At 33.2% G+C, this 13125-nt stretch carries 3 protein-coding genes and 1 pseudogene; 3 read left to right on the top strand and 1 reads right to left on the bottom strand.

The features are described 5' to 3' along the window. Positions 1 to 72 precede the first annotated feature (72 nt). Both ACZDYH_RS17660 and ACZDYH_RS17655 read left to right on the top strand, forming a co-directional pair. Positions 73 to 171, top strand: a pseudogene (locus ACZDYH_RS17660) (TetR/AcrR family transcriptional regulator); the annotation flags it as partial. A 508-nt stretch (positions 172 to 679) separates the two neighbouring features. After that, on the top strand, positions 680 to 1174 hold the full coding sequence (locus tag ACZDYH_RS17655) for a hypothetical protein (protein WP_098326493.1): 495 nt from the start codon (positions 680 to 682) through the stop codon (positions 1172 to 1174). Between the two features lie 652 nt (positions 1175 to 1826). Here the strand turns inward: ACZDYH_RS17655 and ACZDYH_RS17650 are convergent. Beyond that, positions 1827 to 2003, bottom strand: coding sequence for a hypothetical protein (locus tag ACZDYH_RS17650; protein WP_474886763.1), 177 nt, complete (start codon positions 2001 to 2003; stop codon positions 1827 to 1829). Between the two features lie 1096 nt (positions 2004 to 3099). On the opposite strand from ACZDYH_RS17650, the gene ACZDYH_RS17645 reads away from it, so the two are divergent. Next, positions 3100 to 13110, top strand: coding sequence for an SDR family NAD(P)-dependent oxidoreductase (locus ACZDYH_RS17645; RefSeq protein ID WP_474886762.1), 10011 nt, complete (start codon positions 3100 to 3102; stop codon positions 13108 to 13110). The last annotated feature ends 15 nt before the right edge of the window (positions 13111 to 13125 follow it).

Raw genomic sequence — 13125 nt, 5'->3', positions numbered from 1 at the left:
AAGGTGATATCTTGGAGTTAAATGACAATTAAAACATTTCTTAATTTATGTATTCTAGAGGGGGGAGATAAGTTGAGGGAAAATGAAAACATATCAACGAAAGAAAAGATTTTGAATACAATATTGGAGTTAATTAAAGACGAAGGTTTGGAAAGGTATCCATTGAAAAAAACGTTTATAAAATAAACTTAATCACCTTAATAAACTTGATATTCCAATGTTTCGTACATAAAGCCTTTCTGTTTATAAATATATACCTTTATAAACGGATATTTACTTTTCCTATTAGTGATAATAATATTCCAGTTGACATTTTATAAAACATTTACTTTTTAATGTCAAATAGATTATATTTAGCTAAAAAATAGAATTAGCGTACACCTAACATCTTAAAATGTGTCAAAATTGTATCTAAACGTACAATTTTCTTTTTTAATATGGTGAGGCCAATTAGTTCTGAAGATGGACATGCTACAATATTATCCATCTTATTTGCACAATCAGTAAGCTAACGGCAGTTATTATATCCGCCTTATTAATTTAATTTTTCTACAATTTATCCAGAAAATGGTGAATTTTCAGGTATTTATTTCTAAAAATTCTAAATATTTACACAAGTTAAAAAGTAGAATATGCTTAATTTGTACCAAAAATTTTATTAAAAAAAGGAGATGGTTATATGTTAAAAAAACTAGTTGTAGGAGCTTTAGCAGGAGCAATCGGTATTGGTGGGTTAGGAACTGTAGTTACAACGAAGGCAAGTGCAGCAGAACAAGAAGCTATAACATTACCATCAAATTATTTGAATCAAAATGTGGGTTTATCTATTGCACAATTTGGTAATCAAGCAAAAACTTCTGTGAGAATTTATGGCGATGAGGTAACATTTAGAGTTTGGAAATTACAAAATCCATTTAATATGGAATATTACGAAAGAATTGTATGGTCAGTAGAAAAGCCAAGTACTGTATCAGAGAAATATGGACCTAATAGATATATTACAACTGCATGGGCTCCTCCAACTGATTTGAGCGATGGAACGAATACAGTGGAAATAACTGAGCGGTTAGAAGATGTACCAGAGATACACAAAGGCTTAACAGTGTATGCATATGCACAAGCTAAAAACGGGAAATTTTATTATTCTGGTGAGACCGTAGTAGAAGGTCGATAGATTGAATAATAGTTTTATGGAATCAAGCCTAATTAATCTGATTTTTCCGTTATAAATTATGAGATAGTTTGTCTCAACTTTTTACATTATTTAAAAAAGAACTTGTAGAATTCCTACAAGTTCTTTTTGTTTTTCTTATTGTACTGGAAAAAAGCCCATCGCTATCAAGCTAAGATTTTAAGATACCCCCAGAATGAAAACTTTATTTTTTTGCAACTAAAGGACAAATAAAAAAGGACCTTAACAATTTGTTAAGGTCTGCGGAATAAAGCCACAATTTGGGTTGAAACCCAATCAGTTTGTAGAAAATAAATTGCGATTATAATAGCAATTGTATTCCCAAAAGCAATGTTTCAAATGGATTTTAACATACCTGTAACTGTAATGGTATCAACAATATGTGGATTGAATTACAAATAGTGGTTGGGAATATTGGGAAAGTTTAAAAAATAATTACTTCTCATGAAGAAAAAACGTTAAGAAGAACTAAGATGGTTTCCACGTTACAAGTAATGAGATAGTTTGATTCATCTTTTATACATTACCTGAAAAAGAACTTGTAGTGATTTCTACAAGTTCTTTTTGCTTTTCTGATTGTACTAGAAACATTTATTAAATTCTTAGCAATAAAAAAGAATTTAAAAAACGATAATTATGAAATAAATTCATTAATTTTACTAATGAATTGGCCAATCTTAGCTGCAACTTGGGAGCCATGAGCAACCATTAAGTTAATATCAGTTAAAGCCGCTTTTGCTTGTCTAAGAAGAGAGGGTTTTACAGCTGCACCTTGTTTTACATTTTGTGCTATTTCTTCAACAAAATCCAAAGCATTCTCTTTAACATCTGAGTTCTCTCTAGATATCTTATTTAGTAATTCTATTTAATAGAATATCCCCCTGTATAGCATCATTATTGAGTACTGATTCCATGCGTTTGAAGTTAAGATATATTCAAAAGATCTTATTGAGATTTCTTGTCAATTTCTCATAAGTTTTCAGTTTATTCGGAAATTTAGCGGTTTTAATTTTATAGTTTAGTGAAATAGTGGATTTGAAAATAATATAAAGTGTCTGCAGGACAATAGTAATGGGTATAAGATAAAAATATTGTATGTGCATATCAAAACATAACGGAAAATCAACAGCATGAACGGAAAGATAAACAGTACTGTAGTATATGAACTTATTTGAATCTGTCTTAGGAGTCGTACAAAGCAAAATTGTAAGTCAGCAATCCTAGAAATAAGTTTGACTTCGGTAGTAAGCGCTCCGCTAACAATGTTCATCCTCAATATTTTCTTAAAACGTTTGAATGAATTCACTTATAGATCCTCATCTAAACTAAAAAATTTCGCATATAACTTCATTTATGTTTAAAGTTTAAAAGCTCACCATAGATGATTTATAGAGAATGCAATTATAAATGCAAGAAAATCTAATTTAAAATTGAAAATTAGTTCTATTTTGGTTAGATATGGAATAAATGAATTTTATTTCTCAATATTCACTGTATGTCACTTTTTTGTTTTTTTCTATATGATATTGGAAAAAGTATGCTTAATTTTATAACATAAATCCCCTACAAAATTATTACTCTACAAATTAATTTCTTAAAGAAAACTTCTTGTGAATATGTTACTAACTACATAAAGCGTAATATTAACAGAATTATTACCAAAGTATTAGGTTTTTTAGAATGAAAATGAGTGCTCAAAAAATCATTGAAATCCAGGAATAGAAATCGTAATTAAAATTTTTGTTTTCTGTCAGGTATGTAAATCACTTTAGCTACTTTATGGGTAATTTCATGTGTTTTTTCTTTTGCTTAAGTTTATGAAATAGGAGTATTAGCTCTAAATATTGTAGCTAAGAGTATGTAAAGCATAGAAAATCCAAATTAAACAAAATAGGAGGAAAGTGAAAATGAAGCATCAAGATGATAGTAAAACTGGTTTGGAAATAGCGATTATTGGAATGGCAGGTAAATTTCCAGGTGCAAATGAAATAAACCAATTCTGGGATAACCTAAAAAATGGTGTTGATTCAATTTCTACATTTACCGAAGACGAGTTAATTAAAGAAGGTATTAATTTAGATGTTTTACAACATCCTAATTTTGTGAAAGCAAAAGGGTATTTGGAGGAAGTAGAATATTTTGATGAATCCTTTTTTTCTTATACACCTAGAGAAGCGAAAATAATGGATCCTCAGATTCGTATGTTACAGGAAACAACATGGGAAGCATTAGAGATGGCAGGCTATAATCCATTTGATTATGAAGGATTAATAGGATTATACGTAGGAGCATCTACTAATTTTAATTGGATGAAGCACACGCCATTATTAAACAGTGATAGTGTGGTTGAGTTTTCAGAGGCAGGTACTCTTTCCTATAAAGATGCGATTTCAACACTTACATCCTATAAGTTGGGACTTAAGGGACCGAGTTTTACATTATATACAGCATGCTCTACATCTCTTTTGAGCATTCATCTTGCATGTAGATCATTGTTAACTGGAGAATGCTCTATTGCAGCTGCAGGTGGAGTATCTATAACGTATCCTAAAAAGAATGGTTATAAATACCATGAAGGAATGACAAGTTCACCTGATGGCAAAGTACGTACTTTTGATGCAGAAGCCCAGGGTGCAGTTTTTAGTGATGGTGTAGGTATGGTAATACTAAAGAGATTAGAAGATGCAATTGCTGATGGGGATACAATCTATGGTGTAATTAAGGGATCAGCGGCAAATAATGATGGAGGTCGAAAAGTAGGCTATACTGCTCCGAGTGTTGAGGGACAGGCTGAAGTAATTCAAGCAGCTCATAGTTTTGCTGAAGTTGATCCTTCTACAATTAGTTATATAGAAACGCATGGGACGGCAACGCCATTAGGGGATTCTATCGAAGTAGAGGCTCTAAAGAGAGCGTTTCAAGATGTGGACAAGAAATCTTTTTGTGCAATTGGTTCTGTTAAGAGTAATGTAGGTCATTTAGATACAGCTGCAGGGGTGACGGGACTTATAAAGACAGTTTTATCTATGAGGCATAAACAACTCCCGCCAACTTTAAATGTGAAGCGCCCTAACTCGAAAATTGATTTTATAGATAGCCCATTTTATATCAATACTGATTTGGTGAATTGGCAAAGTGAAGATAATGATCTCCTTCGAGCAGGTGTGAGTGCTTTTGGATATGGTGGAACTAACGTTCATATTGTATTAGAAGAAGCGCCTAAAGTTAAAAGTTCTGCTTCTACTAGAGAGAAAAAGTTAATGGTTCTTTCTGCTAGATCAAAAGAAGCTTTAAATAATGCTACAGTAAATATGGTTGAATATCTGGAATCTAATAAAGATGTTGAATTAGCAGATGTAGCATACACATTGCAAACTGGCCGTCGCCCATTTCCGTATAGAAGAGCGGTCTTATGTAAGGATATAGATAGCGCCATAGACAATTTAAAAACAGTTAAAGATTTTCACGTAAAAACGCAAGAAAATCCAGATTTGGTATTTGTATTACCTAGCGAATACTCATCAATTATTGAGAATGTAAAAGAACTATACCAAAAGGAAACATTATTCTTAAAAGTATTTGAGCGTAATATGACTGATGCCCAAATGTATACTGGAAAAGCATTGGAAGAAGCATTCTTTAAAGGAACAGATGATAGCTTGGTTGAAAATTTAACCTTTTTCGTCTGCTTGCAATCGATTATTGATGTATTAATTGAATGTGATGTACGTCCTTCTAACATTATTGGTACAGGCTTAGCTGGAATGGTTTCAGATATTTATAATAAATCTCTTAAGCCAGAAGATGTCCTGAATCAATTAGTTGAGAATTATACAGAGTTACAAACAGAATGGACGCATGTAGAAAAAGTAGAACTTCTAACACAAGTTAAGGATGTAGATCCTAATTCTGTGATTGTACATATTGGAGAGTTATTAAATTATGGAATTCATAATAATCAGATTATTTTACGAGACGACTTGTTAGAGGTATTGGGACAAGCGTGGGAGTTAGGGGTAGAAATTAATTGGAGTAAACTGTATGAAGAGGAATATAGATTACGTATTGCCTTACCAACTTATCCTTTTGAGAAAAAACGATATTGGATAGATCCAGCTGAACAGCAAAATATAACTAATAGTGAAGAAACATCGATAAAGAAACGTTCTAATATAGCTGAGTGGTTCTATACTCCAGGATGGATGGAAAAAGAAATTGTAGATGTAATTAAAGGATCTACTAAAAGTTGGTTGTTATTTATAGACAATGAGCATATAGGCTTAGCTCTTAAAGAAAAGCTTGAAAGAGATGGACATCGTGTTATAACAGTCGGTGTGGGTCCTTCATATAAAAAGATTAGTTTAAATGAATTTACAATATGCCCTACTGAACAAGAAGATTATTATCAGTTATTTAACGAGCTACAAAAACAAGAGTGTTTACCAGAAGAGATTGTTCACCTATGGAATGTGGATAATAAGGATTTAGGTATCAAGACCTTAGATACTGGATTCTATTCATTAATATCACTTGCAAAGACAATTAGTAAATTTAATTTACTTTATCCTATTAATATAAATGTGATGACGAATAATATGCAAAAGGTAGTAGGAGACGAGTCTATTATTGCAGAAAAATCTACTCTTTTGGCTCCTATAAAAGTATTTCCGCAAGAGTATCCAAATATTAGATGCCGTAGTGTAGATTTTATGTTGTCTGATAATGAAGAAGCATTAATATCAAACTTATATTCTGAGATTCAAACGGACATTATTGACACTGTAATAGCAATTCGAAATAATACTCGTTACATTCAAATTTATGAGCCTATACCTGATGAAAAAGTAAGTGAAATGCTAGTAATAAATGAAAATGAATTAGCTTCGAAAATTCCGAATATTCGATCGGAAGGGGTTTATTTAATTACTGGTGGAATGGGAGGAGTAGGCCTTAAATTAGCAGAATATTTGGCGCGTACAGTAAAGGCTAAACTAATATTAGTTAGTAGAACAGCTCTTCCTGATCGTGAAGAATGGGATCAAATTCTTCAATCACAGATTGAAAATGAACACTTATGTCAACGTATTAACCATATTCAGAAGTTGGAGTCATTGGGAGCAAAAGTAATGACAGCTGTCGCAGATGTTGCTGATGAAGAGCAGATGAGAAACGTGATTCATCAGGCCGAGGCTAATTTTGGTCACATAAATGGGGTAATTCATGCAGCAGGTGTCTTACGTGTTAAATCAGCTCAGTGTCCAATGGAAAAGATAAGTAGGATTGAATGTGAAGAACAATTTCTTCCTAAAGTACATGGTGTGCTAGTTCTTGATAAGTTATTGAGTAATTATAATCTTGATTTTTGTTATCTTGTTTCATCACTTTCACCTATTTTGGGTGGATTAGGTTTTGTAGCCTATTCAGCAGCAAACCTTTACTTAGATAGTTTTTCAGACAAAGTGAGTAATACATCTAATAATAGATGGACTAGTATTAACTGGGGAGATTGGCAGTACACGGGAACTGAACAGGTTAATAAAATATTCAATGCTCAAAGTATAGAAGCACTTGAAATGACATCTGAGGAAGGACAAAAAACATTCCAATGTGTGCTTGGTTTAAGTGGTTTAAATCAGGTAATTATTTCTTCAGGAGATTTAAATAAACGTTTTGATCAATGGATCAATCTGAATTCTCGCAAGCGGATTTCTGAATTGGAAATTCAAACGAAAACGGGAGATAAGTTCAGAAATCAAGATGAAGTAGAGGAAGTAATTATAGGAATTTGGAAAGAGTTTTACAGTGTTGATACTGTAAATGTAAATGAAAATTTCTTTGATCTAGGTGCAACTTCACTTCATATAATTCAAATTCATGAGAGATTAATTAATAGATTAGAAAAACATATTTCAATTGGAGTTATGTTTGAGTATCCAAGTATTCGTTCTTTAGCGAAATACTTAAGTGGAGATAAACAAAAGAATCAAGTTAAACATACAAAACGATTTAATCGAAAAACGAAAGAAGATAACGATATTGCAATTATAGGAATAGATGGACGTTTTCCTGGAGCACAGAATGTAAATGAATTCTGGAATAATATAAAGTCTGGAACAGAGTCTATTCAATTTTTTACAGATGAAGAGTTAATTGAATCTGGTGTGAATCCTATGGAAGTAAAAAGCCCTAATTATGTTAAAGCGAAAGGGTATTTAGAGGGAACTGATAATTTTGATGCTCCATTCTTTGATTATACACCTCAAGATGCATCGTTAATGGATCCGCAACTACGAGTATTTCATGAATGTGCATGGTCTGCCATTGAACATGCTGGATATAATATCGAGACATACCCGGGCCTAATAGGTGTATATAGTGGGGCATCTCCTAACTTATATTGGCAAGTGTTATCTACTCTTTCAGAGGCAAATGAACCAGCTGGACAATTCTTAATTTCATTACTTAACGACAAAGACTCACTAAGCACTCAAATTTCTTACAAATTTAACCTTAAAGGACCAAGTATGAATATCTTTACGGGATGTTCAACATCATTGGTGGCTATTCATAATGCATGCCAAGCATTATTACAGGGGCATTGTGATATTGCTATAGCTGGGGGAATTACATTAACTCAACCTGAAAAAGCAGGTTATACCTACCAAGAAGGAATGCTGTTTTCTTCAGATGGTCATTGTCGTCCTTTTGATGAAAATGCAAATGGAATGCTTTTTGGAGACGGAGTTGGGATTGTTGTCCTGAAGCCTTTACAGGAAGCTATAAATGATGGAGATACTATACATGCAGTAATAAAAGGAACGGCGATCAATAATGATGGGAATCGGAAAATTGGTTACACTGCACCTAGTGTAGAGGGCCAAGTAGAAGTTATTAAAATGGCGCAACATGAAGCAAATATAGAACCTGAGTCCATTTCCTATATTGAAACACACGGAACTGCTACTAAACTAGGAGATACCATTGAGATCAAGGCGCTTAGTGAAGTGTTTAACTCTAATGAAAAACAATCTGTACCAATTGGATCTGTTAAAGCAAATGTGGGCCACCTAAATGCAGCGTCTGGTGTTGCTGGACTAATTAAAACGGTCTTTGCGATGAAAGATCAGGTTCTTCCGCCAAGTGTCAATTTTACAAAACCAAACACGCAAATTGGATTTGAAAACACACCTTTTTATGTAAATCAACAATTAAATGAGTGGAAAGAGGATAATAAACCATTACGTGCAGGTGTTAGTTCATTTGGTATTGGTGGTACAAATGCACATATTATTTTGGAGGAGGCACCAAAACTTGAAGCAACCTCAAATAGTAGACCATACCAGATGTTAATGATTTCGGCAAAATCGAAAGATGCTTTGGATCGTATGACTTTGAATTTAGGAAATCACCTTGAACAGAATTCTCATGTGAATTTGGCTGACGCTAGTTATACATTGCAAATTGGACGTAAGGAATTCAAGCATAGGAGAGCTTTAGTTTGTTCCAGTACCCAAGAGGGAATTGAACAATTAAACCAGCCAGAAGGAAGAAGAGTACAATATGCAAATGTAAAAGAGGAACATCCTAAAATTAACTTCCTGTTTTCTGGGAACGGATCGCAATATGTAAACATGGGGTTAGAATTATACGAACAAGAGGCAATTTTCCGTGAAGCTATGGATGAATGCTTTGCAATCCTACAATCTGTTACGAATGTAAACATGAAAGAAGTGTTATACCCAACTACTTTCAGTATTGATGAGGCGACGGAAAAATTGAAAAGAATGGAATTTAGTCAACCAATTCTTTTCGCGTTTGAATACTCAGTTGCGAAACTATTAATGGGTTGGGGAATTAAACCTGAAGCAATGATTGGATATTCATTTGGTGAATATGTGGCTGCTTGTTTAGCAGAAGTATTTACTTTGGAAGATGCACTTAAATTGGTTGTAAAAAGAGGTCAGCTAATGAGTAGTCTTCCTACAGGAGTAATGCTTAGCGTTCCACTTCCAGAAGAGGAATTAATTCATTTGATTAATTCTTTTGAAAAAGAATATCAACATACCATTTCTTTAGCGGTAGTTAATGGTCCAGCTTGTATAGTTTCTGGGACAGAAGAAGCAATTGTAGATTTTGAAAATGAATTAAAGAAAAAGCGTTTAATGTGTATGCGAGTAACAATAGAAGGAGCAGCACATTCACACGAACTGGATTCAATTCTGGACGAGTATGCTTCCTATGTTAGTACATTGACACTTAGAGAACCTAAAATACCTTATTTGTCAAACTTGACCGGTACTTGGATACGACCTGAAGAAGCAACAAACCCAGTTTATTGGGTAAAACATATGCGTGGAACTGTTCGATTCTCTGATGGAATTCAAGAGTTGAATAGGGACAATACAAGTCTATTCATAGAGATTGGTCCTGGAAATGACCTTAGTAGGCTTACTAGTCGCCTTTTAGACTATGAAAATGGTAATGAAAGAATATTTAATACGGTTCGATCTGTTCAACAAGATGTATCAGATATGTATTTCTTATTTAGTCACATCACTCGAATGTGGGTAACAGGTATTTCTATAGATTGGGAACAATTTTATAAAGATGAGAAGAGAAGACGTATCCCATTACCAATGTATTCTTTCAATAAAATATCTTATAAATTACAAGGTAATCCGTATGATTTAGGTCAAAAGCTTAATAGTAAGCAATCTAAAATTAGTAAGAATAACAACATTTCTGAATGGTTCTATACGCCGCAATGGAAAAGTTCTACATTGTTTGAACCAAATCATGATGTGAATGAGACATGGATTGTTTTTGTAGATCAAGAAGGATTAGGTAATGAACTAGTTAAGGACTTATTAAATAAAGAGCAGAGAGTAGTTACAGTAGAACCTGGCTTTGCTTTTAATAAGGAGAATAACGGTCACTTTATTATAAATCCTGAAGAGCGTACAGATTACGTTAAGTTATTGGATGAAGTACAAGAAATATGTGGTTTACCTACAAGAATAGTTCATATGTGGGGAATTACGGATGAGGAAAGACAAGCCTCAATTGAATATGTAAATTGTAAACAAAACTTAGGATTCTATTCAATCTTTTATTTAACTCAGGCACTAGGAGATAAGAATATCTCTGATTCAATCTCAATTCGAATCATTACAAATGGTGTTCAACAAGTGATTGGTGATGAAGAATTAATTCCAGAAAAATCAACTGTACTTGGAACGTCATTAGTTGTTCCGCAAGAGTATTCTTATCTTTCTTGTTCAAGTATTGATGTTGTTTTACCTGTAAACAAAGAATTGAAGAATAGGCTAATAAATCAATTAGTAGAAGAATGTCTTTCAAATACGAATGATAAGATGATTGCTTATCGAGGAAATAAAAGATTTGTTCAAACTTACGAGCCTTTACAACTAGAACAGCCAGCTAAAGAGAAACTGCCTTTACGAAAAAATGGAGTTTACCTTATTACAGGAGGACTCGGAGGTATTGGTACAATTCTTGCGAAACACTTGGCTCAAACTGTAAAAGCCAACTTAGTTCTTCTTACACGTACAGGTCTGCCAAATAGTGATGAGTGGGATATGCATTTGAAGGAAAATACGATGTATTCGGACAGAATTCGTAAAGTTTTAGAGATAGAAGAAACGGGATCTAAAGTTTATGTACTTGCTGCTGATGTTACAGATCAATCACAACTATACGAAGCAATTCATAAGGCAGAACAAAAATTTGGAAAGATTAATGGTGTAATTCATGGTGCAGGTATTCTCGGTGGAAAAACTTTTAATTTAATTCAGGAACTTGAAAAAGGGGACTGTGAGGAACAATTTTCTGCAAAAGTTTATGGTCTTCTCAATTTAGAAGAGTGCTTACGAAATAAAGACTTAGATTTTTGTGTTCTAATGTCTTCCATTTCAGCGGTCTTAGGCGGATTAGGGTATGTTTCATACGCTGCTTCAAATATATACATGGATGTTTTTGCACAATATATAAATCGTTATTCCAAACTGCCTTGGATAAGTGTCAATTGGAGTGATTGGAAATACTGGGAAGATGAAGAAAAAGATATGCAGATAGGTGCAAGTGTACATGAATTATCTATGACACCTGAAGAAGGAGTTCAGGCCTTTAATATAGCGCTGTCATGGAAACAAGGGGAAGTACTGATTCATTCTCCAGGGGAACTGCAAGCGCGTATTGATCAATGGGTGTTATTAAATTCTTTCAATGATGAGAAGGAAGAAGAATTAGATTCTACGTTATACCATTCTAGACCACAACTCTTGACTGAATATGTAGCACCTCGTAATGAGGTAGAAGAAAAGCTTTCAAAAATTTGGAGAAATATATTTAAAGTTTCTGAAGTTGGTGTTCATGATGATCTTCTAGAACTAGGTGGAGATTCACTTAAGGCTATTACTATTGTTTCAAAAATTCATAAAGAGTTTAATGTTGAAGTTCCTATTAAAGAACTCTTTACTCTATCAAATATTGAGAAACTAGCAAATTATATTTCAAGGGCAGATAAGAGTGAATTTGATGTTATTGTTCCAGCTGAACCTAAATCTCATTATCAGCTTTCTTCAGCTCAGAAGAGATTTTATGTATTACACCGATTGTATCCAGAAAGTACAGCTTATAATGATACTTCCGTTATTCTTTTGAATGGAAAATTAAACATTGAACGTTTAGAAAAGGCGTTCACTCAATTGATTAAGCGTCATGAGATATTTAGAACTACTATTGAAATGAAAAATGATAAACCGGTACAAATTATTCATGATCATGCTGATTTCCATATTACTCAAATTGAGGGCTTCGAATCTGAAGTGGAACAAATAATTAATGAGTTTATTCGCCCATTTAATTTTAATAATGCTCCATATTTCCGTGTAGGGTTAATTAGATTGGAAGAACAAAAACATATTTTAATTATTGATTTACATCATATAGTAACTGATGGAGTTTCCTATGATATTTTCGTTAGAGATCTATTTGCGCTTTACTCTGGAGAGAAATTACCAAGCTTAAAAATACAGTATAAGGATTACTCAGAATGGCAGCAGAGTGAAAAAGAAAAAGAAATTGCTCTCAAACATGAACAGTATTGGCTAGAGCAATTTAAAGATGGTGTACCTGTCTTGAACATGCCTACTGATTATACAAGACCTGAAATATATGATCTGAAAGGTAGTAAAATATCCTTTACTATTGATTCAAATGTTACCAAGAAAATTAAGCGTTTATTAGCAAAAGAAGAAACTACATTATATACGCTAATGCTCTCTGTATATAATATTTTGCTAGGTAAATATACTGGCCAAGAGGATGTTGTTATTGGTTCACCAATTACTGGTCGCCCACATGCGGATTTACAAGATATTATAGGAGTATTTGTAAACATGTTAGGGATAAGGAACTATCCAAGAGCTGAACAAAGGTTTACTCAGTTCCTATTTGAAGTAAAAGAACAGGTCTTACAAGCGTTTGAACATCAAAAATGTCAATATGAGGACCTGGTTAATCAATTAGGACTTCAAGGAACGTATAATAGGAACCCACTTTTCGATGTTTCATTTGTTATGCAAAATATGGATGCAGATCATATGTTTATCGATGGTTTAGAACTAAAGACATATGATCACGACTTTAAGCGCGCGCAAATGGATTTATTGCTAAGAGTGGTTGAATTGGAAGATACAATTGAACTGACTATGGAATATGCAACCTCTTTATATACTAGGGGCACGGTTCAAAAGTTATGTGAGCGTTATGTTGAGATTTTTGAACAAATTGTAGATCATCCTGAAATTTTATTAAAAGATATTTCATTTAAACAAGAAATTCAAGAACTGCAACCAGTTAAGGTATCAGTAGATTTTGGGGATTTTAACTTTTAATTGATTATTGTCAGG

It is taken from the genome of Bacillus sp. EB V-12, from assembly GCF_056158125.1.
The sequence above is the reverse complement of the archived record's forward strand: the minus strand, read 5'-3'. Positions and strand labels throughout refer to the sequence as shown.